Source organism: Acidocella sp. KAb 2-4 (assembly GCF_020567705.1).
Lineage (GTDB): Bacteria > Pseudomonadota > Alphaproteobacteria > Acetobacterales > Acetobacteraceae > Acidocella.
On record NZ_JAJDJU010000017.1, the window covers coordinates 12,655 to 39,120 of the forward strand.

The window sequence follows — 26,466 nt, forward strand, 5'->3', positions numbered from 1 at the left end:
TGAATGATGACGTTGGCTCCACGAATAGGCTTTGATCGGTTCATCGCTCTCGAATGGGCAACGACCGCGCTGAAAGTTCGCGCTGGTATAGCGAAGCTCGAAGATTTGGAGTCATTGCTGGATGCCGCCGGTTTGGGGGCCGCCGCGCAAACGAAGACACGCACGGTGTTGAAACGCCTGTGGCTGGACCCGCGCGTTGAGTTGGTGGACTTTGCAGATCGTGGTGCGGCGATCTTCAAGGCGCACCCGGGTGTTCCCGTCACAGCAATGCATTGGGGCATGGCCGTTGCCGCCTATCCCTTCTTCGGCAAGGTTGCCGAATTGATCGGGCGCTTGTCCGCCCTTCAAGGCGATTGCGCGTCAGCCGAAATCCATCGGCGCATGAGCGAGACCTACGGCGAGCGCGAAGGCACCTACCGAATGACCAATATGGTCATCCAGAGTCAGGCCGGCTGGGGTGCCGTGGAGCGGGTTGAGAAGGGCAAACGTGTCCTCCGTCTGTCCCCAGCCGTCGTGGAGAACGACGAACTTACGGTGTGGTTGATCGAGGCGGCCGTGCGGAACGCGGGCAGGCCGTTGGCAATTCCAAGTTTGCAATCGCTTCCCGTGCTTTTCCCATTCAACCTGACACGCCCGTTGGCCTACCTTGTGTCGAACAACGACTATTTGGCCGTGAGAAGCGAGGGACCGAACAACCAGTTCGTGGCCCTGCGTGAAGGGATTTGAAGGCAGGCAGACGGGAAGCCACGTCTTCCGCGCATTGTCCTATATGCACGCCAGAGTGCGCCACGCTTCTACGCCCGGCAATTCGAGCTTCCATTCGGCGGTGTCTATCGCCTTCTATCCGTCCAAACAGATGGAAGAAGGATCTTCAGATGAAGTCACAAACACATACCGCCGTGTCGCGGACCATCCGGCGGCACGAACTCCGGGAAATCGTGCCTCTCGCCGATACAACCATCTACGACATGGAGCAGCGCGGTGAATTTCCCCAGCGCTTCTATCTCACGTCCCGCTGCGTGGTCTGGGATCTATCCGAAGTCGAAGCTTGGTTGGAAGAACGGCGACGTGCGTCACGCGCCAAGGCAGTGAAGCGCGCGCCCATTCCGGACGTCCAGCTCCGCAAGACCCGCCCCATCAAACATCCGGCTCGGGCGTAAGCAGGTCCATCGTCGGCGGATAGAGGGTCGGCGTGTATTTCTGGCCGGCGACCCAGGCGTCCACTAGGTTGGACCATTCCTGCATCATATGCCGGCGCTGATGTTCGTATTCTGCCTTGTTGTAGATGCCCCGTGAGGCTCGCCCGTCCTCATGTGCCAGGCACTTCTCGATCCAGTCGCTGTTGAACCCCAACTCGTTCAACAGGGTCGAACCTGTGCGCCGGAGATCGTGAACCGTAAAGGACTCCAGCGGAAGCCCTTCCTTCTTGGCTCGCTCCACCACCGCAGTCGTGATCCGGTTGAACGTCGCCCGCGACATGGGCGCGTCGGCGTCGTAGCGCGACGGCAGGACGTATTTGGAATTGCCGGCGCAGGTTTTGAGAGCGATGAAGATGTCGAGCATCTGCTGAGACAGATAGACGTTGTGCGCTTTCGAACGCTTCATCCGCTCCTTGGGAATCGACCAGACGGCGTTCTCAAAATCGACCTCATCCCAAACCGCGTCCTGCAATTCGCTCTTGCGTACCATCGACAGCAGGATCAGCTTTATCCCGAGCCGGATCGTCGGCAGTGTCGCCACATGCTCGATCTGGCTGAGCATGATGCGGATCTCCGCCGGAGACAGGGATCGATCCTTCGGCACAAAGGTCGCGATCGACGCCGGGCCAACTTCGTCGGCCGGGTTAGCGACCTTCTCGCCGTGCAGAATGGCGAAGGCGAAAACCAGCTTCACGATGTCCCTGACGTGGACCGCCGTTGCCGGAGCTCCACGCTCTTTCACCTTCGCACACAGCCCGCGCAGATCCTCCGGCAGGATCTCCGGCAGCAGCCGGTTGCGGAACGCCGGAAGAATGTCGCGCTCGAAGATTGATCGGCGCATGGCGCGCGTGCTGTCCGCCATTCGCGCTTCCTGAAGCCAGCGCTCACCGAACTGGCCGAAGCTCTTCGCCTCCTGGAGGCGACGCTTCTCGCGCTGCTTTTCCTGCGCCGGCGAGCGGCCCTCCGAAATGGCGCGTCGAGCATCGACCACCTTCTCACGCGCCCGAGCCAGGGAGAGCCCAGCGGGACCGTAGCGCCCCAGCGTCAACGTCTCCCGGCGGCCGTTCAGTCGGTAGTCCAAGCGGAAGACGATCGCGCCCGAGGGCTGGACCACGACATACATACCGTCACGGTCCACTATCTTGTATAATTTCTCTTTCGGTTTCAGTGCCTTAATGGCGGCGTCGGTCAACATCCACACCCTCCAGATTGGTCAAAATATGCCGGAGAGCGCCCGATTATACCGTCAGGCCAAAAACGGCCCTTCTAATTGGTATTTTCCCTGCGTTTACATAGCATTACGCCAAAAAATATACCGTCAGAAGCTCTCTTAGCCCTGACGGTATATGCGATTTTCGGCTGAGACAAGATGCGCCATACCGTCAGCCATACCGTCACTCCGGAGGCTAACCTAGCGATAGATGCCGAAAGATTACGAGATATTTATTTATATATTTCAGTAACTTATATCGCAACGTGGCGTAGTTTCGGATATACCCGGAGGGGCGAAAATCATTCCCACTCAATCGTGCCGGGCGGCTTGCTCGTGATGTCGTAGGTGACGCGGTTGATGCCGCGCACCTCGTTCACGATGCGCCCGGCGACGCGGGTGAGGAAGCCGACATCATAGGGGTAAACATCGGCGGTCATGCCGTCCGTGCTGGTCACGGCGCGCAGGGCGCAGACATTGTCGTAGGTGCGGCCATCGCCCATCACGCCCACCGATTTCACCGGCAGCAGCACGGCGAAAGCCTGCCAGATGGCATCGTAGAGCCCCGCCGCGCGGATTTCCTCGAGATAGATGGCGTCGGCCTTTTGCAGCACGGCCACCTTCTCGCGCGTCACCTCGCCCAGCACGCGAATCGCCAGGCCCGGCCCGGGGAATGGGTGGCGGCCGACGATGGTCTCGGGCAGGCCGAGCTCGCGGCCCAGGGCGCGGACTTCGTCCTTGAACAGCTCGCGCAGCGGCTCGACCAGTTTCAGCTTCATGTAAGCGGGCAGCCCGCCGACATTGTGGTGCGACTTGATGGTGACGCTCGGCCCGCCAATGGCGGAGACGGACTCGATGACATCGGGATACAGCGTGCCCTGGGCCAGGAACTCCGCGCCGCCGAGCTTGCCGGCTTCCTCATCGAACACGTCGATGAACAGCTTGCCGATGATCTTGCGCTTCTGCTCGGGGTCGGTGACGCCCGCGAGCTGGCCGAGGAACAGGTCGGAAGCGTCGCGGTGGACCAGCTTGATGTTGAACTGGTCGCGGAACACGCGCACCACTTCCTCGGCCTCGCCCGCGCGCAGCAGGCCGTGATCGACGAAGATACAGGTCAGCTGGTCGCCGATCGCCTCGTGGATGAGCGCCGCCGCCACCGAGGAATCGACACCGCCGGAGAGGCCGCAAATGACCTTGCCGCTGCCGACCTGGGCGCGGATCTTGGCGATTTCGGCGTGGCGGAAGCTGGCCATGGTCCAGTCGCCCTTGAGGCCGCAGACCTTATGGGTGAAGTTGCGGATGAGCTGGGCGCCGTGCGGCGTGTGCACCACCTCGGGGTGGAACATCAGCCCGTAATATTTGCGCGCGTCATCGGCGATGAGCGCGTAGGGCGCGCCCTCGGACACCGCGACCGTGCGGAAGCCGGGCGGCGGGGCGGAGATATGGTCGCCATGGCTCATCCAGACCTGCTCGCGCGCGCCCTCGGACCATACGCCCTCAAACAGCCCGCAATCGGCCACCACATCCACATAGGCGCGGCCGAATTCACGGATTTCGGCGCCCTTGGCCTGCCCGCCGAGCTGCACGCACATGGTCATCTGGCCATAGCAAATGCCCATCACCGGCAGGCCGCTCTCAAACACCCAGGCGGGGGCGCGGGGGCTGCCCTCGTCGGCCACGCTGGCCGGGCCGCCGGAGAGGATGATGCCCTTGGGGGCAAAAGCCTGCATCCGCGCCACATCGGCGTTGAACGGGAGGATTTCACAATACACGCCGCTCTCGCGCACGCGGCGCGCGATGAGCTGGGTAACCTGGGAGCCGAAGTCCAGGATCAGGATTTTTTCATCAGACATGCGCTCACCTAGCGCATCAGGCCGTCACGTCCAAGAGAGAGGTGAGCGGATCCCAGGCATACGCGGTTTGCGCGATCTCCTCGCCACAGACCCGCGTGGTGCCATCGGCGACACGGCGCCCGCCCAGGTGCTGGTAGAAATAACGCGAAGGGTTGTCGCGCAGCACCCAGGCATAAGCCGAGCCGCAGCCGCGCTGGCCCAGATATTTGGCCGCGGCGCGGAGCAATTGCCCGCCGAGCCCCTGGTCTCGGTAGTCATCGAGCACATAAAGCATCTCGACCTCCCCCTCGCCCAGATGCGGCTCACGCGCCCGCGCGGCGATGGCGAACCCCAGCACCGGCGGCGCGCCCGGCATGCCGTAGCTGGCGGCGACATGCACCCCCTGGCCCAGACGGATCATCTGCTCGTAATGCCGGGCGAGGCGCGCGATGGACAGCCCGGCGAGGTAAGACTCGGGCAGGATGTTGGCATAGGCGCTGCGCCAGGTGGCGGCATGAGCCGCGGCGATGCCGGGCGCGTCAGCCAGCCGGGCGCGGCGCAGGGCGATCACGTCTCGCGCCGGCGCAGCACGGCGGCGAAGAAGCCATCCGTGCCATGCACCCGCGGCGAGAGCCGCAGCGCCGGCCCGCGCAACGCCGCCGGGGCCTCGATGGGCATCTGCTCGAATATCGGGTAACGGGCCAAGAACGCCTCCACCTGAGCTTCGTTCTCATCATTGAGCACGGAGCAGGTGGCGTAAACAAGTTTTCCACCGGGCTTCACCAGTTTTTGTGCCTGATCGAGGATCATCGCCTGTTTCTGGGTCAGTTCGGCAAGATCGGTCTCGCTGAGGCGCGTGCGCGCATCGGGGTTGCGCCGCCAGGTGCCGGTGCCCGAGCAGGGCGCGTCGACCAGCACGCGGTCGAATTTCTGCCCCTGGCGTTTCAGCCATTTATCGCCCGGCTCCAGCAGATGCCGCTCGGCATTATGTACCCCGGCGCGGCGCAGGCGCTTGATCGCGCCGTCCAGCCGGGGGGCGGAGACGTCACAGGCGACGATATGCCCCTTGTTCTGCATGGTCATGGCGATGGCGAGCGTCTTGCCGCCGGCGCCAGCGCAATAATCCACCACCCGCATGCCGGGCTGCGCGTCCACCGCCAGCGCGATGAGCTGGCTGCCCTCGTCCTGGATTTCCACCAGCCCGTCCTGAAACGCCTTGCCCTGGGTGACGGATTGGCGGTTCTTCAGCCGCAGCCCCCAGGGAGAATAAGCGGTTGGTTCGGCCTGCAACGCCTCGCGCGCCAGGGCGGTCAGCGCCGCCTCGCGGGTCGATTTGAGCATGTTCACGCGCAGATCGAGCGGGGCGGGCTCGTTCATCGCCGCCATCTCGGCCGCCAGAGCCGGGCCGAATTGCGCCTTCAGCTTGGGCAGGATCCAGTCGGGGATCTCGTATTTCACCGCCTCGGGCATCGCGGGATGTTCCAGCGTGTGCCCGACGAACTTGTCGAGGATCGCGGCTTCCTCAGGTGCGAGCGGCGGCGGGCCGTAGCGCCCTGCGGTGAAGGCGATCGCCACCTTATGCGGGCTCTGCCCGGCCAGCACGGCCTGAGCCGCCAGCAGCAGGCGCGGCGTTACCGGCGCGCCCAGGCGCTCCAGCCACCAGCCCAGATGGCGGCGCGCGCGCAGCACGCCCCAGACCAGGGCGGAGACCGCCCGCCTGTCGCCACCGCCGATGAAGCGGCGGTTGCGGAAAAAGTGATTGGCCACGGCGTCGGCCGGGCGCGGATCGGCCTCGATCTCGGCGAGCAGGTCGATGGCGGCGGCGAGTTGTCCGGCGGGAGTCATGGGCGGGTATCGAGAAGAATCATGCCCCGGCTATAGCCGGGTTGCGGTCCGGGCACAAAAAAGGGCGGCGCGTTGCCGCACCGCCCTTTTCGTAACCGGTGAAAGCCTTAGATGGCCTTCAGGTTCTCCGCCGAGATCTTGCCCTGCTGGCCGGGCTTGGCTTCATACTGAAGCTTCTGGCCCTCGTTCAGCGAGCGCATGTTGGCGCGCTCCACGGCCGAGATGTGCACGAACACATCCTTGGAGCCGTCATCCGGCTGAATGAAGCCGTAGCCCTTGGTGGCGTTGAACCATTTCACAGTACCTGATGCCATATCGCATCTCCTAAACAAACAGCGACCCGCAACATGCGGGCAAGAAACTCTTCAGTTGTCAGGGAGGGGCCGGACTGCATAAGCAGGGAGAGCACGCAACGACAGATAACGAAAAGCGCCGTGCGCCATCCTTAGCGCCTTCTTCCGCAAAACTCAAACATTTTCACGGCGCGAAGGGCAGCCCGGCCTGAATCTGGTCCGCGCTCGGGAGTTCGGCGGCCGCGAACCCGCCGCCGAGGTCCTGAATCAGCGCCACCGCCGCCAGCAGCCGGTTCTGCCGGATGGCGAGCTGGCTTTGCTGGTCCTGCAATAGCGTCACCTGCGCCTGGGTCACGGCGGTATAGGCGGCGGTGCCGGCCTGGTATTCGTTGAGTGCGATCTGCACGGCGCGGGCGGCATCGGTCACCGCCTGGTCCTGGACCGCCTGTTGCTGGGCGTAGATGGTGAGGTTGGAGAGATCGTCCTCCACCTGCTGGAAGGCGGTGAGCACCGTCTGCCGATAGGTCTGCACGCTCTGGTCATAGGCGAATTCGGCGGCCTGGACATTGGCGCTGCGCGTGCCGCCCGCGAACAGCGTGGCCGAGGCATTGGCCCCGAGCGACCACAACGCGTTGGAGGCGCTGAACAGCCCAGCGATCGGGTCCGCCGCGTAGCCGCCCAGGGCGGAGAGCGTGATATCCGGGTAATAGGCGCCGATCTGCACGCCGATCTGCGCGTTCTGCACGGCCATGGTGCGCTCGGCGGCGGCAATGTCGGGGCGGCGCTGGAGCAACGTGCTGGGCAGGCCGGGCGGGGTGAGCGGCACGGTGGCGATCTGTACCCCGGGCGGGATGGAGAGATCAGCCGGGGCGTGGCCGGTGAGCACGGCGATGGCATGCTCATATTGCGCGCGGGCCGCCCCGGCATTGATGAGCTGGGCTTGCGCGCCCTCCAGCGCCGTGCGCGCGGTGATCACGTCCGCCGGGGCGGCGGTGCCCGCGGCGGCCTGGTTTTCGGTGATCCGCAATGCGCGCTGATAGGCCGCGACCGTCTGCTGATACAGGGCGATGGCGGCGTCGGCGGCGCGCAGATCCACGTAGTCCGACGCGAGCTGCGCCTGGGCGCTGAGCGTGGCGTTGGCGAGGTCGGCGGCGCTCACCTGTGCGGCGGCGACATCACCCTGCACCTGACGGCGGATCTTGCCCCAGATATCGGGGGTCCAGGCAGCATCGCCCTCAAACGTGCCGGAGGTGCGCGGACCCGCGCCGGACACACCGCCGCTGGCGCCGGATTGGCGGGTGGCGCTGCCGGTGAGGCCTAGGCTCGGGAACAGCCCGCCGCGCGCCGCCTGGGCGATCTCGACCGCCTGCTGATAGGCGAAATAATCGGCCTTGAGCGTGGCGTTGTTCACCGCCACCTGGGGTTCCAGGCGGTCCAGCACCGGGTCGTTGAAGGCCCGCCACCACGCGCCTTTGGGCGCGGCATCGGCGGGCTTGGCGGCCACCCAGCCCGGCGCGGTTTTATACGCGGCTGGAACTTGCAGAGCGGGCTTATGATAATCCGGGCCCACCATGCAGCCACTCAACCCCAGGGCCACCAATACGCTCAACCGCTTCATCACGCCTCCACAATGCCGCCCTGGCGTGGCGGCGCCTTGTCGCTCTTGCCGCCGCGCAGCCTGGTCGCCAGCCGCTCCAGCCATAGGTACACCACCGGCGTGGTGTAGAGCGTCAATGCCTGGCTCACGACCAGCCCGCCGATGATGGTCAACCCCAGCGGCTGCCGCAGCGAGGCCCCCTGCCCCAGCGCGATCGCCAGCGGCAGCGCGCCGAGAATCGCGGCGAAGGTGGTCATCAGGATCGGGCGCAGGCGCAGGCTGGCGGCGCGGAAGATCGCCTCCTCGGGGCTCAGCCCCTCGCCGCGTTCGAGCTGGATGGCGAAATCGATCATCAGAATCGCGTTCTTCTTGACGATGCCGATCAGCAGGATGACGCCAATAAGCGCGATGATGGTGAGCGGCGTGTTGAGCATGAGCAAAAACAGCGTCGCCCCCAGCCCGGCCGAGGGAATGGTGGAGAGAATGGTGATCGGGTGGATCGTGCTCTCATAAAGAATGCCGAGCACGATATAGACGGTCGCGATCGCGGCCAGGATCAGCAGCGGCTCGGACGCCGCCGAGGATTGGAACGCCGCCGCCGTGCCGGCGAAGCTGCCGGTGATGGTGAGCGGCACGTCGAGCCTGGCCATGGTGCGCTGGATGGTGGCGGCGGCGGTGCCAAGCGCCACGCCCTGCGGCAGCGAGAAGGAGATGGTGGCGGCCACGCGCCCGCTCTGGTGATTCACCGCGATGGGCGTGGTGCCCGGCGCGAAGCTGGCGATGGCCGAGAGCGGCACCATGGTCTCGCCATGGGTGCTCACCGCCGCGCCCGAGGACGCGCCGCCCACCGCCCCGGTGGCAATGGCATTGACCGCCGCGTTGGTCGCTGAATCCAGCGCCACGGTGGCGGTGGTGTTGGTGCTGCGGGTGTTGGCCACCACCGCGCCGGCGGCGAGATTGGTCTGCGCCGTGCCGCTGGCCTTGCCGCCCGAGGTGCTGATGTAGATGCGCGAGAGATCCCGCGGTGTCTGCTGATATTTCGGTGCCAGCTCCATCACCACTTCATACTGGTTCAACTCGTTATAGATCGTCGAGACATTGCGCTGGCCGAAGGCGTCGTAGAGCGTGCTGTCGATCTGGTTGGGGGTGACGTTGAGCCGGGCGGCGAGCGCGCGGTCGATATGAATGTCGGTCTCCAGCCCGCCCTGTTGCACGTCGGAGTTCACATCCACGAGCGTGTGGTCCTGCTTTAGCGCGGCGACGATCCTGGGCACCCAGGCGTAGAGATCGTCGGCATTGTCGCTTTGCAGCGTGTATTGGTATTCGGCGTTGCTCTGCCGCCCGCCGACGCGCAGATCCTGCGCCGGCACCAGGAAGGTCTGCGCACCTGGAATGCGCGCGAGCGGGCGGCGCAGCCGGGCGACGATCTGCGTGGCGCTGAGGTGGCGCTGCGCCAGAGGCTTGAGCGTGATGAACAGGAAGCCGCTATTGGTCGTGCGCCCGCCAGTGAATCCGGCAACCGAGGCCACGCCGGGGTCGTGCTGCACGATGGTCTGCAATTGCAGCAGCTTCTGCTTCATCGCGGCAAAGGAGATCGATTGATCGGCCTGGATGGTGCCGATGAGCAGCCCGGTATCCTGCTCGGGGAAGAAGCCCTTGGGCACCACCACGAACAGCACGATGTTGAGGACCACGGTGAGGATCAGCCCGAACCCCACGAGCCTGGCGTGGCGCAGGGCCCAGCGCAGCGATGTTTCGTAGCCCTGGCGCGTAGCCTCGAACCAGCGCTCCAGCGCGGCGGTGAAGCGCCCGTGCGTCTGCTCGCGCGCGGGGCGCAGCAGCAGCGCGCAGAGCGTGGGCGTGGCGGTGAGCGAGACGAGCAGCGAAATGGCGATGGTGAGCGACAGGGTCTCCGCGAACTCCTGAAATAATTTGCCGAGCAGCCCCGGCATCATCAGAATCGGCAGAAACACCGCGATCAGCGAGGCGCTCATCGAGAGCACGGTGAAGCCGACCTCCGCCCCGCCGCGCAGGGCCGCCTGCAGCGGGTCCATCCCGGCTTCGAGATGGCGCATCGTGTTCTCCGTCACCACCACCGCGTCATCCACCACGAAGCCGGTGGCGATGGTGAGCGCCATCAGTGAGAGATTATCGATGGAAAAGCCGAGCAAATACATCGGCCCGAACGTGCCGAGGATGGAGACCGGGACCGCCAGCCCCGGAATGAGCGTAGCGCGCGGCGAGCGCAGAAAGATGAACACCACCGCCACCACCAGCAGCACGGCGATGAACAGCGTGCGCTCGGTGTCGGTCAGCGCGGCGCGGATGGATTGCGAGCGGTCGAGCGCCACGCCAAAACTAATGGCCGGCGGCAGCGCCGCGCGCAGCTTGGGCAACAACGCCTTGATCTGGTCAACGGTGCGGATGACATTGGCATCCGGGCTGGGATGGATGATTACCAGCACCGCGCGCTTGCCGTTATAATACCCGGCATTCTGCAAATTCTCGACCGAATCCTCGACATCCGCGACATCGGAGAGCTTCACCGCCTGACCGTTACGGTAGGCGATGACGAGATCGCGGTATTGCGCCGCGCGTGTCGCCTGATCATTGGTGTAGATCTGGTAGCGGCTGGGGCCGATGTCGAAATAGCCTTTCGGCGCGTTGGCGTTGGCGGCGGCCAGGGCGGCGCGCACATCCTCCAGCCCGATGCCGTATTTCGCCAGCGGGCCGGGCTGCAACTCCACGCGCACCGCGGGCAGCGCCGCACCGCCGAGCTCGACATTGCCCACCCCCTGGATCTGCGCGAATTGCTGCGCCAGCACCGTATCGGCGGAATCGTAGAGCTGGCCTGGGGTCATTGTATCTGAGGTAAGCGCCAGCACCATGATCGGCGCGTCCGCCGGGTTGAATTTCTCGTAAGTCGGGTTGGCGCGCAGCGTGACCGGCAGATCGGCGCGGGCGGCGTTGATCGCCGCCTGCACATCGCGCGCGGCGCCGTTGATGTCGCGGTCGAAGCCGAATTGCAGCGTGATGCGGGTGGTGCCAATGCCCGATTGCGAGGTCATCTCGGTGACATCGGCAATGGTGCCGAGATGGCGCTCCAGCGGCTCGGCCACGGTGGCGGCCATGGTGTCCGGGCTGGCCCCCGCCATATTGGCTTGCACCTGAATGGTGGGAAACGAGATCTTCGGCAGCGGCGCCACCGGCATCTTCATGAAACCGAGTATGCCCGACAGCGCAATGCCAATGATCAGTAGCATGGTCGCCACCGGGCGGCGGATGAAGATCGCCGGGATGCTCATGCGCCGGCTTGGCCGAGGCGCAGGCCAAAGCGCCGCGCCAGAGCGTCGAATGCGAGGTAGATGACCGGGGTGGTGAACAGCGTGAGCAACTGGCTGACCAGCAGCCCGCCGACAATGGCGACACCCAGCGGCGCGCGCAGCTCCGCCCCCATGCCGCCGCCAAAGATCAGCGGCAAGCCGGAGAACAGCGCGGCCAGCGTGGTCATCAGGATCGGGCGGAAGCGCAGCAGCGCGGCCTCGAAGATGGCGTCGCGCGGCGCCTTGCCCTCGTTGCGCTCGGCGTGCAGGGCGAAGTCGATCATCATGATCGCGTTCTTCTTGACGATGCCGATTAGCAGCACGATGCCGATGATGCCGATCACATCCAGCCCCTCGCCGGCCAGCCAGAGAAAGATGAGCGCGCCGATGCCGGCCGAGGGCAATGTGGAAAGGATCGTGACCGGATGCACGAAACTCTCATAGAGCACGCCAAGCACGATATAGACGGCGATGATCGCGGCGATGAGCAGGAACACCTCGTTGCTGAGCGCGTTCTGGAACGCCGCCGCGGCGCCGAGGAAGCTGGTCTGCATCGAGGCAGGCAGGTTGAGCGACGCCTCCGCCCGCTGGATGGCCTTGACCGCCGCGCCGAGCGAAGCGCCGGGAGCGAGGTTGAAGGAGATAGTCGTGGCCGGGAATTGCGCCAGATGCTCGATGACGAGTGGCGCGGGCTGGGTGTTGAAGCTGGCGATGGCCGAAAGCGGCACCTGCCCGCCCGCGGCGGCGGCGGAGGGCAGATAGATATTCCCCAGCGCGGCGGCGGAGGTCATCTTCGCCGGGTCCACGGTCATGATCACGCGGTATTGGTTGGTCTGCGTGAAGATGGTGGAGATGATGCGCTGGCCGAAGGCGTCGTAGAGCGCGTTGTCCACCGTGGCGGGGGTGATGCCGAAGCGCGCGGCGCTGGTGCGGTCGATATCCACATAGACAGACTGCCCAGCCGCCTGCAATCCGCTGGCGACGCCGGTGAGCTCCGGCAGCGCCTGCAGCTTGGCCATCAGCTTCGGCACATAGGTTTGCAAATCGGCCTGCGATGCCCCCTCCAGCGCGAACTGGTATTGCGTGGGCGAGACCGAGGTGTTGAGCGTGAGGCTCTGCACCGGCTGCAGATACAGCTTCACCCCCGGCACACCCGCCACCTCGCGCTGCAGGCGCGGAATGATCTGCGCCGCCGACAGGCCGCGCTGGCCGAGCGGCTTGAGGTTGATAAGAAACCGCCCCTGGTTGAGCGTGGTGTTGGTGCCGTCCACGCCGATATAGGAGGTCAGGCTGGCAACATCCTTGTCTTGCAGGAGCGCGTCGGCCAGCGCCTGCTGGTGCGCGGCCATGGCGGTGTAGGAGGTGCTCTGCGCCGCCTGCGAGAAGCCCTCGATGACCCCGGTATCCTGCACCGGGAAGAAGCCCTTGGGGATGAACACATAGAGCAGCACGGTGAGGATGAGCGTGCCCACCGCCACCGCCAGGGTGAGCCGCGCATGGCGCAGCACCCAGTCCAGCGCACGCTCATAACCAGCGATGAGACGGTTGAACTGCCGCTCGTTCCAGGCCTCGAAGCGCGACGGCTTGTCCTCGCCCTTGCGGTGCAGCAGGCGCGCGCACAGCATCGGCACCAGGGTGAGCGAGACCACCGCCGAGATCACGATGGTGTAGGCCAGTGTCACCGCGAATTCGGAGAATAGCCGCCCGACCACATCGCCCATGAACAGCAGCGGGATCAGCACCGCGATCAGCGACACGGTAAGCGAGATGATGGTGAAGCCGATCTGCCCCGCCCCCTTCAGCGCCGCCTCCAGCGGGGCCTCGCCCATCTCCAGATAGCGGGCGATGTTCTCGATCATCACGATGGAGTCATCGACCACGAAGCCGGTGGCGATGATCAGCGCCATGATCGACAGATTATCGATGGAGAAGCCCGACAGATACATGAAGGCCAGCGCGCCGACGAGCGACACCGGCACCGAGATGCTGGGGATGATGGTCGCGCGCAGATTGCGCAAAAACACGAAGATGACGGCCACGACAAGTACGATGCTGAGCCCCAGCTCAACCCCCGCATCGCGCACCGAGGCGCGGATGGAGGTGGTGCCGTCGCTCATCACCGCCACTTGCAGCGCCGCGGGCAGCCCGGCGGTGAGCACTGGCAGCTCGCGCTTCACCGCATTCACCGTGGCGATGACATTGGCGTTGGGCTGACGCTGGATGTTGAGCACGATGGCCGGGATGCGGTTGGCCCAGGCGCCCAGCTCGGCATCCTGCGGCGCGGAGATGATCTTCGCCACGTCGCCCAGATAAACTGGGTTGCCGTTTTTATAGGCGATCACCAGCTTCGCGTATTCGCTGGCATCGGTGATCTGGTCGTTGGCGTTAATCGTGTAGCTCTGCCGCGGGCCGGAGAAGCTGCCCTTGGGCGCGTTGACGTTGAGGTTGCTGATATCCGTGCGGATATTGTCGATCGACAGCCCGTAGGCGGCCAGCGCCTGCGGATTCACCTCCACCCGCACGGCGGGCACATTGCCACCGCTCACCGTAACGAGGCCAACACCGGGGATCTCGGACAGCCTGGCGGCAAGGCGGGAATTGGCGATGTCCTCCACGGCGGTGAGATTCATCGTCTTCGAGGTGATGGCCAGCGTCATCACCGGCGCGTCAGCCGGGTTGACCTTGGCGTAAACCGGCGGCGCCGGAAGATCGGAGGGCAGCAGATTTCCCGCCGCGTTGATCGCCGCCTGCACCTCCTGCTCGGCCACGTCCAGGCTGAGCGCGAGGTTGAATTGCAGCGTGATCACGGACGCCCCGGCGGAGCTGGAGGAATGCATCTGGTTCAGCCCCTCCATCTCCCCAAGCTGGCGCTCCAGCGGGGCGGTGACGGCGGAGGTCATCACCTCGGGCGAGGCGCCGGGGTAAAATGTCTGCACCTGGATGGTCGGGTAGGTGACATCGGGCAGCGCCGACACCGGCAGGTAGCTGAACGCCACCAGCCCGACCAGCACGAACGCGATCATCAGCAGCGATGTCGCGACCGGGCGGAGGATGAACAGCCGGGACGGGTTCACTGCGCGCTGGCGGTGTGAGTATGGCGCCGCTTCGGCTGGGCCGTGGCCGCCCCCGGCGTGTCGCTCACCACCTGCACGGCGGCGCCGTCGGAGAGGCGGTCAACGCCATCTGTCACCACCTCGTCACCCGGCTGCACACCTTTCAGGATCACGGTGTTGGTGCCATCCGTCGGCCCGGTTGTGACAGGCTGGGCATGCACGGTGCCATCCGCACGCACGACATAAACATAGGTGCCGGGCTGGCCGGTCTGCACCGCCTGGCTGGGCACCAGCGTGGCATTGGTAAGCGTGTTGACCAGCAGATGCACGTTGACGAACTCGTTGGGGAACAGCGCGCCGTCGGCATTGGCGAAATCGGCGCGCAGCTTGACCATGCCAGTGCTGGTGTCGATCTGGTTGTCCACCGCCGAGAGTGTGCCGTCTTCGAGCTTGGTGGTATCGTCACTGGAATAGGCGGCGGCGGTGAGTTGCGCCCCCTGCCCCAGCCGCGTGAGCACCGGCGCCAGATCGGCCTGCGAGACCGAAAAGATCACGGTGGTCGGCGAGGTGCTGGTAATCACGGCGATGCCGGTGGAACTGCCGGAGGTGACATAGTTGCCAACATCGACGAGGCGCAGGCCGACCCGCCCGCTAATCGGCGAGGTGATGTGGCAATAAGCGAGGTTGAGCTTGGCGCTGTCGATATTCGCCTGATCGGATTTGGTCAGCGCGTCATCCTGCGCCACCAGGAAACGCTGATCGGCCACTTGCTGGGCGGAAATACTGTCCTGCGCCGCCAGCGTCTCATAACGCGCGAGGTCTGAGCGCGCCTGGGCCAGGGACGCGCTGTCCTTGGCCAAAGCGGCCTGGTATTGCTCAAGCTGGATCTGATAGGGGCGCGGGTCGATCTGGGCGAGGAACTGGCCTTGGCTGACCTGCTGGCCCTCGGTGAAGGCGACCTGGGTGAGATAACCGCTGATCTGTGGCAGCACGGTGACGGTGGAGACCGGGGTTACGGTGCCCAGCTCATCCAGCTCCACCGGCATCGAGCCTGTGACCGCCTTGGCCACCCCCACCACGGGCGGCCCGCTGCCCTGGCGTTGCGGCCCCGTGCCGCTATGGCGCCACCAGACGAACAGCGCCAACAGCACCAGGATGATGCCGCCGATCCAACGTTTCCGCTTGCTTTTGCGCTGCTCCGTCGCTTCCGCCACGCTCTTGCACTCCCGGTCAATCGGTCAGCCCTATACCCCTTTAGCAGAGATATGTCGCGGGGCGGGTGTTGACAGGAGAATGACAAAGGGTAACGCGCGGGGTCAGGCTGCGGCGATGCACTCCATGCCGCCCATATAAGGCCGCAACACCGCGGGGATGGTGATGGAGCCGTCCTCGTTCTGGTAATTCTCCAGCACCGCGATGAGCGCACGGCCAACCGCCACGCCCGAGCCATTGAGCGTGTGCACGAAATCCGGCTTGCCCTCGCCCGCGCGGAAGCGGGCATTCATGCGCCGTGCCTGGAAGGCGCGGGTGTTGGAGCAGGAGGAAATCTCGCGATATGTCTCCTGCCCCGGCACCCAGACTTCGAGATCGTAGGTCTTGGCGGCCGAGAAGCCGGTGTCGCCGGCGCAGAGCAGCATGCGCCGGTAGGGCAATTCCAGCCGCTCCAGGATCGTCTCCGCCGCGCGGGTCATGCGCTCGTGCTCGGCCTCCGACTCCTCGGGCGTGGTGATGCTGACCAACTCGACCTTGTAGAACTGGTGCTGGCGCAACATGCCGCGCACATCGCGCCCGGCGGACCCGGCCTCGGAGCGGAAGCAGGGGGTGAGCGCGGTGACACGGATCGGCAGCTTCGCCGCGGGCAAAATCTCGCCCGCCGCCAGATTGGTCAGCGACACCTCGGCGGTGGGGATCAGCCAGCGGCCATCGGTGGTCTGGAACAGATCCTCCGCGAATTTCGGCAACTGCCCGGTGCCGAACATGCTGGCGTCGTTCACCAGCAGCGGCACGATGGTCTCGCAATAGCCGTGCTCATTGGTGTGGACATCGAGCATGAACTGCCCGAGCGCGCGCTCCAGCCGGGCGAGCGCGCCTTTCAGCACCGTGAAGCGCGCCCCGGCGAGCTTGGCGGCGCCGGAGAAATCCATCAGCCCCAGCACCTCGCCCAGCTCGAAATGCTGCTTCACCGGAAAGGCGAAATCGCGCGTCTCGCCCCAATGCTTGACGAGCTTGTTGTCCGTCTCGTCCTTGCCCTCCGGCACGGCGGGGTCGAGCAGGTTGGGGATCTTGCTCAGCGTGTCGCGCAACACCGCGTCCAGCCGCGGGCCTTCGGCATCCAGCGCCTCCATCTCGGCGCGGATGCGCGCGCCCTCGGCCTCCAGCGCCGCCGTATCGGCCTTGGCCCGCTTGGCCTCGCCGATCTTCTTGGCCAGGGCGTTGCGGCCCGCCTGCAATTCCTGCTGCTTGGCCAGGGCGGCGCGGCGCTGTTCGTCCAGTTCCAACAGTTCGCGCGAGACAGGCATGATGCCCCGCCGGGCCAGCCCGGCGTCGAACCCGGCGGCGTCATCACGAATCGTCTTTATGTCATGCATTTTCAGCGTCCATCTTTGGCTCGGCCAGCTTCACCGAGAAGACCGAGATTTCAAACAGGAAGATCAGCAAACCGGCCATCAGCACCTGGCTCGGCACGTCGGGCGGGGCCATCACGGCGGCCAGGATGAAGCAGCCGACATAGGCGTAGCGCCGGTATTTGCGCAAAGAGGCGGCGGTGACGATACCGACCTTGCCGAGCAGGGTGAGCAGCACCGGCAGCTCGAAGGACAGGCCGAAGGCGAAGATCAGCTTCATCACGATGTCAAGATAGTCGCTCACCCGCGCCATCAGCGAGATCTCCACCCCGCCGCTCATCTGCTGGAAGGAGAGGAAGAATTTCCACGCCACGGGGAAGAATACATAATAGGCCAGCGCCCCGCCCGCGAAGAACAGGATCGGCGTGACGATGAGAAACGGCAGCAACGCCCGCTTCTCGCGCTTATACAGCCCCGGCGCCACGAACAGCCAAAGCTGCGAGGCCACCACGGGGAAGGAGATGAACGCCGCGGCGAACACCGAGACCTTCACATAGGTGAAGAACGCCTCATACAGCGCGGTGTAGATCAGCTCCGGCTTCTCGCCGCGCGCCTCCAGCGCATGCGCCAGCGGCGCGGCCAGAAATTCATAGATCCGCGGCGCGAAATGGTAACAGACGATGAAGGCGATGATAAACGCGCCCGCCGACCAGATCAGCCGGCGGCGCAGCTCCGCCAGATGCTCCAGCAGCGGCATCTCCTTGTCGTTGATCTCGTCGTCATCGGGCCTGGTCTCGTCGGCCATGGCTCAGAACCCCCAGCGCCTGGTGCCAGGCGGAATGAAGCCCGGCACGGGCGGCTTGCGCGCCGCCTCGGGCGGAATGAAATCAGGCGCCTCGGGCGGCTCCTCCACCACCGGAGCCGGTGGCGTGTAGGCCGCCGCCGCGGGTTGCGTGGCGTCCTTCACCTCGGTGGCGGCCTTGCGCAGCGCGCCATCGGGGTCGATGGTCTGCTCGGCGGCGGATTTGAAATCGAACCGGCGCAGCTTGTCGATCTCGGTTTTCACGTCAGAGAGATTCGCCTCGCGCATCATCTCGTCCACATGCCCCTGGAATTCGGCGGCCATGCCGCGCGCCTTCTTGATGAAGCCAGTGACGGTGCGGATGGCGACCGGCAAATCCTTCGGCCCGATGGCAATAAGCGCCACCGCCAGGATCAGGCCAATCTCTCCCCAGGATAATCCGAACATATGGTTCTGCTAGCAGGCTCTAGCGCTTCGGCAAAGCCGCCGCGATGCGGGTGAGCCCGGTATCGCGCATGCCGAGTTGGCGCAGATGGCTGATCGTGTTCTCCAGATATTCGCGGCAGGTGCCGAGATCGCCCTTGGCCGTGGCGATGATCGCGGCGGTCTGCTCCAGCGTGAGCTCGCGGGTATAGCGCGGATGCGCGTGGTTGATGACGAAGGTGAGCGCCTTGTAGCGCTCCCCGCCGCTCTCCAGCGTCACCCAGCGGGCGTTATAAGAGCCGCCATACATCTCGCGCTGCCAGAGCAGCTCCAGCTCCTGCGCCACTTTTTTTGCCTCGATCCGGAAGGCCACGCCGCGGCAGGCGCCGCCGCGGTCCAGCGCCAGCATCAGCCCCGGCGCCTCGGGCGTGCCGCGGCCCATATACATCTTGAGGCAAAACCGCCGGTGCCAGCCGCGCAGCAAGGCGCAGCGCTTCTCGGCATAGTCGAAGGCCGGGTTCCAGATCAGCGAGCCATAGCCGAACACCCAGAGATCATCCCCGGCCTTGCGCCCGGCCAGGGTCTCGCGCAGCAGCCGTGCCATCTCGGCCTCGCTGCGCCAATGCATGTCGGGGTGCGAACTCGCGTAATGCCGCTGCATCTCCCGCACCGTGCCGTCCAGCAGCGTTTCCCGGGTGATGCGCAGGGTCATGGCGCGGCTTCGTCCTCCGGCGGTATTGCCGGGGCCTCCGCCGCCTCGGCCACGAATACCGAGGCGGGAGCCGGCGCGGGCGCCGGGCCGGTGGGGTCGATCAGCAATTCGTCGCGCTTGGGCAGGTCGCGCAGGTCGTTCAGCCCGAATTGCGCCAGGAAGGCTGGGGTGGTGGCCCACAGCGTCGGCCGGCCTGGGGTTTCCTTGCGGCCCTTGGGCGTGATCAGCGCGTTCTCCAGCAGCAGGTCCAGCGTGTTCTGCGAGAGCGAGGCGCCGCGGATCTCCTCGATCTCGGTGCGGGTCACCGGCTGGTGATAGGCGATGATCGCCAGCGTCTCCATGGCCACGCGCGGCAGGCGGCGCGGCAGCTCCACCACCTTGCGCAGCTGCGGCGCGATATCGGGCGCGGTGCGGAACTGCCAGCCTCCGCCAACCTGCACCAGATTCACCCCGCGCGCGGCATAGGCGGCCTCCAGCGCGCCCATCACCGCGTCCACATCCATATCTTCGGGCAGCAGGCTGGCGAGCATGCGCGGCGTGACCGGCTGCGTGGCGCCAAACACCGCCGCCTCGGCCAGACGCAGGGCCTGAATCATGTCGTCACTCATCGCCTGCCTCGCACTCCGTCCGGTTGCGCACGAGAATCGGGCCGAACCGCTCGTCCTGGCGCAAATTCAAGCGGCCATCTTTGGCCATTTCCAGCCCCGCGATCAAGGTGGCGGCGATGGCCGCGCGCTTGGGCAGCCCATCCTCCAGCCCCTCGGGCAGGAATTGCTCCAGCGAGGCCCAATCCGGCAGCGCCCCCAACAGGCGGCCGATGCGCTCCAGCGCCTCACGCACCGAGAGGTAGACCATCGGCTTGGGCCGGTAGCTCTGCTTGGCCCCGGCACGCCGCCGCGCGGCCAGATAGGCCGCCAGCAGCGCCGGAATATCCAGCTTCAGCTTGGAGCGGTCGGTCTCGGTGAAATCCTCGGGCAGGCCGCGGGGGAACACATCCCAGCCGAGCTGCGGCCGCTGCCCCAGCCAAGCGGCGGCCTGGCGCATGGTTTGCAGGTCGATCAGCCGCGCCGCCAGCGTCTCGGCGGCGAGTTCCGCATCCTCCGGCTCGCCCAGCTGCGGCACCAGCAGGCGCGATTTCAGCCAGGTCAGCCAGGCGGCCATCACCAGCCAGTCAGCCGCCAATTCCAGGCGCACGCGCCGCGCGCCGTCGATAACGGCGAGGAATTGCTCGACCAGTTGCAGGATGGAGATCTTGGCGAGATCGACCTTCTGCGCGCGCGCGAGTTCGAGGAGCAGGTCCAGCGGCCCCTCATACCCGTCCAGATGCAGCACCAGCGCTTCAGTTTCCTGCGTCATTTCCCGTCAGCACCAGAACCAGATGTTCCGCCCAGGGCAGGATTTTGTCCATCGCCGCCTGGAACGGGTCGAATTGCACGCCGATCTGCGCCAGCGCCACCGGCAGCACGAACAGCACCAGCAGCACGAGCAGAATGCCGAACCGCTCGGAACGCTCCAGCCGCGCCGCCAGCGGCAGCGGCAGCAGCGCCACCGCCACCCGCCCGCCATCCATGGGCGGCAGCGGGATCAGGTTGAACAGCCCGAGCACGAGATTGATCTCGATGAAATAGACCAGATACTCCAACCCCACCCCGCCATGCAGGGCGAACCCGGCGGCAAGCGCCAGGGCGAAATTCATCGCCGGGCCGGCAATGCCCACCACCCCCATCAGGCGGCGCGGGTCGCGGCGGCCATTGATCGCGAGGTTGAACGGGTTGACCGGCACCGGCTTGGCCCAGCCATAGAGGAACTCGACCCGCCCGATGCTGGCGAGCTGGATGAAGGCCAGCAGCAATGGCAGCGCCACGGTGCCGAACGGATCGACATGTTTCAGCGGGTTCAGCGTCAGCCGCCCGGCATTGCGGGCGGTATCGTCGCCCAGCAGATGCGCGACATACCCGTGCGCCAGCTCGTGCAGGATGATGGCCGGGGCCAAAGCGAGCAGAAACAGCAGCATCCCGCTCATGCCAGCGCCTCCAGCACCGCCTGATTGCCCGCAAAGTCGCCGGGGCAGTAGAGTGCCACGTCGCACCCCGCCGCCAGCGCCGCCCGCGCGCGCTCGGCTGGCGTGCCTGAGAGCGCGCCCATGGCCAGATCATCCGAGACCAGCGTGCCCGTGAAGCCGATTTTGCCCCGGATGATCTCGCGGATGACGATGGGCGAGAGCGTGCCGGGGCGCGCGGGGTCGATGGAGTCATAGACCACGTGCGCGGTCATCGCCCAGGGGAGATGCCGGTTGCGGATGAAGGGCAGCAGGTCATCATCGCTCAGCGCGGGCACGCGCGGCAGGGCGACATGGCTATCCACCAGGGCGCGGCCATGGCCGGGGATGTGCTTCATCACCGGGGTGACGCCCTCGGCCAGAATGCCGCGCGCGATCTCCCCGCCCAGCAAGGCCACGGTTTCGGGATCGCCCGTAATGGCGCGGTCGCCAATCACGTCCGACGCGCCGGAGACCCGCAAATCCAGCACCGGGGCGGCGGTCATGGTAAAGCCGGCGTCGCGCACCATCGCGCCGAGGGCGCGGCCATGGGCAAAAGCCGCCTCCGGCGTGCGCAGGGTGCCAACGGCGGGCAGAGCGGGCCAGTGCGGCGGCTTCAGCCGGGCCACGCGCCCGCCCTCCTGGTCCACCATCAGCACCGCGCCCTCGGGCAGGGCGGCGCGCAAATCGGCCATCAGCGCCGCGAGCTGGGCCGGGGTTTCGATGTTGCGGCTGAACAGGATCACTCCGCGCGGGCGGTGCGCCAGGAACAGCGCGCGCTCCTGCGGCGTCAGCGCCGGGCCGGAGATGCCGAGAATCGCGGGGGTCAAAACGCCGCCACCGCGCATTGCGCGCCCTTGGCGGTGAGCTCGCCGCAAAACGTCTTGGCCGCCTGGGCGCTGGGGAAGCCGCTGATACGCAGCCGCCAGACACTCTGGCCATTGACCACGGCGGGGATGATCACCGGCTTCTTGCCCACGAGCAGATCGGGGTATTTTTTCTGCAAATCGGTCCAGGTGGCGGCGGCGCTGGGTTCATCGGGCAGCGCGGCGAGTTGCACATCGGTCGGCACATCGGATGCCGCCGGGACTGCAGGCGTTTGCGCGGCCGCTGGCGCAACGGGCGGCGCGGCGGCCGCTGGCGGGGCCGCGGGGGCGGGCGGCTGGGTGAGCCCGGCGGCCTGGTCGAGCTCCGCAACATCTGGCGCCTGCCCGCTGGGCGCGAGTTGCGGGGCGCCGGGCGCGGCGCTTTGGCCGGACATGATCGGAATATTCGCCCCCGGAACCACCAACCCTCCCGGATCGTCGGGCACCACGCGCAGCGGCGTGTCAGGCGGATTGATCACCGGCGGCGGGCCGAAGCCGGTGGTCCGGAAGCCACTCCAGCCCAGCGCCACCAGGATGACAAGCACCGACACCCCACCCGCCGCCAGCACCATGCGGCGGAGGGCGGGGTCCAAACGCTCCCCCCGCGCCCGGTTGGGCTGGTAGAGAAAATCGTCGTCCGGGTCCTGCAAGCCTATCTCATCTCCTCGACCGGCTTCACCCCTAGCACGGCAAGGCCAGAGCGAAGCACAATCGCCGTGGCGGCGACAAGCGCGACGCGCGCGGCGGTCTCGGCTGGCTTGTCCTCCTGCAGGAAGCGCAGGGCCGCGTTGTCGCGCCCGGCATTCCACAGCGCGTGGAAATCCGCCGCCAGATCGTACAGGAAGAAGGCGACGCGGTGCGGCTCGCGCGACTCGGCGGCCTGCTCGACCAGGCGCGGCCAGGTGATGAGGCGGCGCAGCATGGCCTGCTCCTCGGGCGCAGTGAGGCTGGAGAGATCGGCCCGCGCCTCCACCGCCGGGGCGGCGCGCAGCACCGAGCGGCAGCGCGCATGCGCGTATTGCACGTAGAACACCGGGTTGTCGCGCGTCTGCGCCACCGCGGCGTTGAGGTCGAAATCCATCTGCGCGTCGGATTTGCGCATCAGCATCAGGAAGCGCACCGCATCCGGGCCGACCTCGTCGATCAGATCGCGCAGCTCGACGAACGTGCCCGCGCGCTTGGACATCTTCACCGGCTCGCCGTCTTTCAGCACCTTCACGATCTGGCACAGCACCACATCGAGCCGCGCCGGATGGCCGCCGGAGAGTGCCTTCACCGCCGCCTGCATGCGCTTTACATAGCCGCCATGGTCGGCGCCCCAGACATCGATCATGGCATGGAAGCCGCGCGCGATCTTGTCCGCGTGGTAGGCGGCGTCATTGGCGAAATAGGTGAACGAGCCGTCGGATTTGGCGATCGGGCGGTCCACGTCGTCGCCGAATTCGGTGGCGCGGAACAGCTCCTGCTCGCGTGGCTCCCAATCATCCGGCGTCTTGCCCTTGGGCGGCTCCAGGATGCCCCGGTAGATCAGCCCCTGGTCGCGCAGGGTTTGCAGCTTGAGCGCCACGCCGCCATTTTCCACCAGCGCGCGCTCGGAGGAAAACACGTCATGCACCACGCCGAGCGCGGCGAGATCCTCGCGGATCAGCTCCATCATCCGCGCCACCGCGAAGTCGCGGAACACGTCCAGCCAATGCGCCTCAGGGGTTTCGGCGAATTCATCGCCATATTTTTCGGCCAGCGCCTCGCCGATGGGGATGAGATAAGCCCCGCCATATTGCATGCCGCCGGGCACGGTCTCGATATAGGCTTCCGGCGAGAGCTTCAGCGCCTCCAGGTAACGCACATACACCGAGCGGGCGAGCGCGATGACCTGCGCCCCGGCATCGTTGATGTAATACTCCTTGGTCACGTCATACCCCGCCTTGGCCAGCAGATTGGCCAGCGCGTCGCCCACCACGGCGCCGCGGCAATGGCCGACATGCAGCGGCCCTGTGGGGTTGGCGGAAACGTATTCCACATTGATCTTGCCGCGCGCCGCCCGGCTCTGGCCATAGGCCTCGCCCGCGCCCAGGATCACCGGCACCTGCGCCAGCAACAGCTCCGGCGCCAAGGTGAGGTTGACGAAGCCCGGCCCGGCCGCCTCGGCCTTGGCGATGCCCGGCTGCGCCAGCAGGCGCTCGACCAGCGCGGCAGCCAGATCGCGCGGGGCCTTGCCTGCCGGTTTGGCGGCGATCATCGCGGCGTTGGAGGCCATATCGCCATGCGCCGGGTCCTTGGTCGGGGTCACCTCGACGCGCGCCAGCACCTCCGGGGCGAGGCCGGGGGCCAGCTCCTCAAGGGCGGACAGCACAATGCCGCGCAGCGCGGCGAACAAATTCTCTTCAGTCATGGACATGCTTTCAGGCAGGGACGGCGGGGTCGGTCAACCGGGAAAATTCATCCAAAGCGTAACGGTCGGTCATGCCCGCCACGTAATCGCGCACCACCTCGGCCGCCTGGGCGGTGCCGGGCTTGCCCGCGCGGTCGCGCCAATCATCGGGCAGCAGGCCGGGCTGGGTCAGCAGCAGGGTGGCGAGGGTCTTGGTCACATGCTCGGCCTTGTGCGTCTGCCGGTTGACGCGCCAATGCCGGTACATGCGCGCGAACAGGAAGCGTTTGAGCGCCTGGTTGGCGGCGCGGATCTCGTCGGAAAACCCGATCACCGGGCCGGGGGCATTGCGGATATCCTCGGCGCTTTGCGGGTTGAGCGCGGCGAGGCGGCGGCGGCTCTCGGTCAGCGCATCGTGGATCAGCGTGTTGATGACCGCCCGGCTCAGCTCATGGCGCACGCGGTTGCGCGCCGGGGTGAGGTCCAGCGCGCGGCGCATCAACCCGCCGATCACCGGCAGGTCCAGGATTTCTTCATACTCGAACAGCCGCGCGCGCAGGCCGTCATCGAGGTCGTGGGTGTTATAGGCGATGTCGTCGGCGAAGGCCGCCACCTGCGCCTCAGCCGAGGTCTGGCGCTTGAGGTCGAGAGGCATCGCGGCGTCGAAGGCGGCAATGGTCGGCGGCGGGTTCTTCAGCGGGCCGTTATGCTTGGCCAGCCCCTCCAGCGTCTCCCAGGAGAGGTTGAGCCCGTCAAACGCCGCGTAGCGCTGCTCCAGCAGGGTGACGACGCGGAAGCTCTGGTCGTTATGGTCGAAACCGCCAAACTCGCGCAGCGCCTCGTTCAGCCCGCGCTCGCCCGCATGGCCGAAGGGCGGGTGGCCCAGATCATGCGCCAAAGCCAGGCATTCGGTCAGATCCTCATCCAGCCCCAGGGCGCGGGCGATGGAGCGGGCGACCTGCGCCACCTCCAGGCTATGGGTGAGCCGCGTGCGGTAGAAATCCCCCTCGCGCGTCACGAAAACCTGGGTTTTGTATTGCAGCTTGCGGAAGGCCGAGCAGTGCACCACGCGGTCGCGGTCGCGCTGATAGGGGCTGCGGTCGTCGGAATCCGGCTGGGCGTGCTGGCGGCCGCGCGAGTCCGGCGCTTGCACCGCATAGGGGGCTTTACTCATGGCTCTGCCTTAACGCAGCGCACCCTTACCTCCAAGGCCCTGGCCGCCTATATAGGGGGCATGAACTTTACCATCTCTTCCAATGCCGCCGCGCGGGTGGCGGAAATCCTGGCCAGCGAGCCCGGCGCCAAGGCGCTGCGGGTCGAGGTGCTGGCCGGCGGCTGCTCGGGCCTGCAATACAAGTTCGATCTCACCGAGACCCGCAACGCCGATGATCTGATCGTTGAGAAAGACGGCGCCACCGTGTATGTCGACCCTGTGAGCCTGGATTTCCTGGCCGGGGCGGAGCTGGACTTCAAGGACAGCCTGATGGGCGCGCATTTCCTGGTGAAGAACCCCAACGCCACCGCCGCCTGCGGCTGCGGGACGTCGTTCTCCGTTGATTAAGGTCACCACCTGGAACGTGAATTCCGTGCGCATGCGCGAGGCGCATGTCGCGGATTTCCTCACGCGCGAGCAGCCGGACTACCTGCTGCTGCAAGAGATCAAGTGCGAGGCGCACCAGTTCCCCGCCCTCACCTTCCGTCAGCTTGGCTATGAATCAGTGGTGGTGGGGCAGAAATCTTATAACGGCGTCGCCATTCTGCACCGCGCCCCGGTGGAGGTGACCCTGCGCAAGCTGCCCGGCATGACCGAGGCGGACGCGCATGCGCGCTATGTCGAGCTGCGCGCCCAGGGCCTGCGCATCGGCGGGCTGTATCTGCCCAACGGCAATTCCGGCGGCGAGGCGGGCTACGCCTATAAGCTGGAATGGATGGAGAATCTGCGCCGCCACGCCGTCGCGATGCTGGCTGCGGATGAGGATTTCATCCTGGCCGGGGATTACAATGTCTGCCCCACCGACGCCGATTTCGCCCCGCGCGCCTTGCCGCCGGGCGACGCGCTGATCCGCCCGGAGACGCGGCTGGCCTTCAACGCGCTGCTCTATACCGGGCTGACCGAAGCGGTGCGCGCCCTGCACCCGCGCGATACGCTATACACCTTCTGGGATTACCAGGGCGGCGCGTGGGACCGGAATTCCGGCCTGCGCATCGACCACGCCCTGCTCTCGCCGCGCTTGGCGGAGCGGCTGGTGAGCGTGACCATCCACAAGGATGAGCGGGCCAAGCCGCAGCCCTCCGACCATGTGCCGGTGAGCGTGGAACTCACGGTTTAAGAGGTATT

The 26,466-nt window shown here is 66.2% G+C and carries 24 protein-coding genes; 4 read left to right on the forward strand and 20 right to left on the reverse strand.

The annotated features are described in order from the left end of the window. The first annotated feature begins 3 nt into the window (after nucleotides 1–3). Nucleotides 4–726, forward strand: coding sequence for a hypothetical protein (locus LI953_RS11330; RefSeq protein WP_227076195.1), 723 nt, complete (start codon nucleotides 4–6; stop codon nucleotides 724–726). 149 nt (nucleotides 727–875) lie between these two features. Beyond that, a complete protein-coding gene (locus LI953_RS11335; protein ID WP_065846583.1) occupies nucleotides 876–1,160 on the forward strand; it encodes an AlpA family transcriptional regulator in 285 nt (94 codons plus the stop codon). On the opposite strand, the gene LI953_RS11340 is transcribed toward LI953_RS11335, so the two are convergent. The 20 genes from LI953_RS11340 to LI953_RS11435 all read right to left on the reverse strand — a co-directional run bounded on the left by LI953_RS11340 (nucleotide 1,138) and on the right by LI953_RS11435 (nucleotide 25,302). Beyond that, nucleotides 1,138–2,394, reverse strand: coding sequence for a tyrosine-type recombinase/integrase (locus tag LI953_RS11340; RefSeq protein ID WP_227076196.1), 1,257 nt, complete (start codon nucleotides 2,392–2,394; stop codon nucleotides 1,138–1,140). The two genes, LI953_RS11335 and LI953_RS11340, sit on opposite strands and share 23 nt — an antisense overlap. Before the next feature lie 317 nt (nucleotides 2,395–2,711). Continuing rightward, nucleotides 2,712–4,262, reverse strand: coding sequence for a glutamine-hydrolyzing GMP synthase (gene guaA / locus LI953_RS11345; RefSeq protein ID WP_227076197.1), 1,551 nt, complete (start codon nucleotides 4,260–4,262; stop codon nucleotides 2,712–2,714). 16 nt (nucleotides 4,263–4,278) lie between these two features. Beyond that, entirely contained in the window at nucleotides 4,279–4,812 is a 534-nt protein-coding gene (locus tag LI953_RS11350; protein ID WP_227076198.1) for a GNAT family N-acetyltransferase, read from the reverse strand. Then, the gene (locus LI953_RS11355; RefSeq protein WP_227076199.1) at nucleotides 4,809–6,086 is read right to left on the reverse strand and encodes an RsmB/NOP family class I SAM-dependent RNA methyltransferase; all 1,278 of its coding nucleotides are present in this window, start codon (nucleotides 6,084–6,086) and stop codon (nucleotides 4,809–4,811) included. The genes LI953_RS11350 and LI953_RS11355 overlap by 4 nt, the downstream gene beginning before the upstream one ends. A 107-nt stretch (nucleotides 6,087–6,193) precedes the next feature. Continuing rightward, nucleotides 6,194–6,400, reverse strand: a complete 207-nt coding sequence (locus tag LI953_RS11360) for a cold-shock protein (RefSeq protein ID WP_227076200.1) — start codon at nucleotides 6,398–6,400, stop codon at nucleotides 6,194–6,196. Between the two features lie 163 nt (nucleotides 6,401–6,563). Next, a complete protein-coding gene (locus LI953_RS11365) occupies nucleotides 6,564–7,997 on the reverse strand; it encodes an efflux transporter outer membrane subunit (RefSeq protein WP_227076201.1) in 1,434 nt (477 codons plus the stop codon). Continuing rightward, complete coding sequence (locus LI953_RS11370; RefSeq protein WP_227076202.1) at nucleotides 7,997–11,281, reverse strand: efflux RND transporter permease subunit; 3,285 nt, start codon at nucleotides 11,279–11,281, stop codon at nucleotides 7,997–7,999. The genes LI953_RS11365 and LI953_RS11370 overlap by 1 nt, the downstream gene beginning before the upstream one ends. Further along, complete coding sequence (locus tag LI953_RS11375) at nucleotides 11,278–14,373, reverse strand: multidrug efflux RND transporter permease subunit (protein ID WP_227076203.1); 3,096 nt, start codon at nucleotides 14,371–14,373, stop codon at nucleotides 11,278–11,280. The genes LI953_RS11370 and LI953_RS11375 overlap by 4 nt, the downstream gene beginning before the upstream one ends. Next, a complete protein-coding gene (locus tag LI953_RS11380) occupies nucleotides 14,370–15,566 on the reverse strand; it encodes an efflux RND transporter periplasmic adaptor subunit (RefSeq protein ID WP_227076204.1) in 1,197 nt (398 codons plus the stop codon). Before LI953_RS11380 ends, LI953_RS11375 begins: the two co-directional genes overlap by 4 nt. Nucleotides 15,567–15,668: 102 nt before the next feature. Next, nucleotides 15,669–16,940, reverse strand: a complete 1,272-nt coding sequence (gene serS, locus LI953_RS11385; RefSeq protein WP_227076205.1) for a serine--tRNA ligase — start codon at nucleotides 16,938–16,940, stop codon at nucleotides 15,669–15,671. Beyond that, the gene (tatC, locus tag LI953_RS11390; protein ID WP_227076206.1) at nucleotides 16,933–17,721 is read right to left on the reverse strand and encodes a twin-arginine translocase subunit TatC; all 789 of its coding nucleotides are present in this window, start codon (nucleotides 17,719–17,721) and stop codon (nucleotides 16,933–16,935) included. The genes serS and tatC overlap by 8 nt, the downstream gene beginning before the upstream one ends. A gap of 3 nt (nucleotides 17,722–17,724) precedes the next feature. Further along, a complete protein-coding gene (gene tatB / locus LI953_RS11395) occupies nucleotides 17,725–18,165 on the reverse strand; it encodes a Sec-independent protein translocase protein TatB (RefSeq protein ID WP_227076207.1) in 441 nt (146 codons plus the stop codon). A gap of 19 nt (nucleotides 18,166–18,184) precedes the next feature. After that, nucleotides 18,185–18,853 (reverse strand): gamma-glutamylcyclotransferase, encoded by a 669-nt coding sequence (locus LI953_RS11400; protein ID WP_227076208.1) that lies wholly within the window; start codon nucleotides 18,851–18,853, stop codon nucleotides 18,185–18,187. Further along, complete coding sequence (scpB, locus tag LI953_RS11405; RefSeq protein ID WP_227076209.1) at nucleotides 18,850–19,461, reverse strand: SMC-Scp complex subunit ScpB; 612 nt, start codon at nucleotides 19,459–19,461, stop codon at nucleotides 18,850–18,852. Before scpB ends, LI953_RS11400 begins: the two co-directional genes overlap by 4 nt. Beyond that, entirely contained in the window at nucleotides 19,454–20,209 is a 756-nt protein-coding gene (locus LI953_RS11410; RefSeq protein ID WP_227076210.1) for a ScpA family protein, read from the reverse strand. Before LI953_RS11410 ends, scpB begins: the two co-directional genes overlap by 8 nt. After that, a complete protein-coding gene (locus LI953_RS11415; protein WP_227076211.1) occupies nucleotides 20,193–20,876 on the reverse strand; it encodes a site-2 protease family protein in 684 nt (227 codons plus the stop codon). Before LI953_RS11415 ends, LI953_RS11410 begins: the two co-directional genes overlap by 17 nt. After that, nucleotides 20,873–21,721: a beta-N-acetylhexosaminidase gene (nagZ, locus tag LI953_RS11420; protein WP_227076212.1), complete on the reverse strand. Its 849-nt coding sequence runs from the start codon at nucleotides 21,719–21,721 to the stop codon at nucleotides 20,873–20,875. Before nagZ ends, LI953_RS11415 begins: the two co-directional genes overlap by 4 nt. Next, nucleotides 21,718–22,407 carry an SPOR domain-containing protein gene (locus LI953_RS11425; RefSeq protein WP_227076213.1) on the reverse strand — a complete coding sequence of 230 codons (690 nt, stop codon included), beginning with the start codon at nucleotides 22,405–22,407 and terminating at the stop codon, nucleotides 21,718–21,720. The genes nagZ and LI953_RS11425 overlap by 4 nt, the downstream gene beginning before the upstream one ends. A gap of 2 nt (nucleotides 22,408–22,409) precedes the next feature. Beyond that, a complete protein-coding gene (gene argS, locus LI953_RS11430; RefSeq protein WP_227076214.1) occupies nucleotides 22,410–24,149 on the reverse strand; it encodes an arginine--tRNA ligase in 1,740 nt (579 codons plus the stop codon). Nucleotides 24,150–24,159: 10 nt separating this feature from the next. Next, on the reverse strand, nucleotides 24,160–25,302 hold the full coding sequence (locus LI953_RS11435; RefSeq protein ID WP_227076215.1) for a deoxyguanosinetriphosphate triphosphohydrolase: 1,143 nt from the start codon (nucleotides 25,300–25,302) through the stop codon (nucleotides 24,160–24,162). A 60-nt stretch (nucleotides 25,303–25,362) separates the two neighbouring features. Between LI953_RS11435 and erpA the strand changes: the two genes are divergently transcribed. Both erpA and LI953_RS11445 read left to right on the forward strand, forming a co-directional pair. Further along, nucleotides 25,363–25,689, forward strand: coding sequence for an iron-sulfur cluster insertion protein ErpA (erpA, locus tag LI953_RS11440; RefSeq protein WP_227076216.1), 327 nt, complete (start codon nucleotides 25,363–25,365; stop codon nucleotides 25,687–25,689). Beyond that, nucleotides 25,685–26,458 carry an exodeoxyribonuclease III gene (locus LI953_RS11445; protein WP_227076235.1) on the forward strand — a complete coding sequence of 258 codons (774 nt, stop codon included), beginning with the start codon at nucleotides 25,685–25,687 and terminating at the stop codon, nucleotides 26,456–26,458. The genes erpA and LI953_RS11445 overlap by 5 nt, the downstream gene beginning before the upstream one ends. Nucleotides 26,459–26,466: the final 8 nt, after the last annotated feature.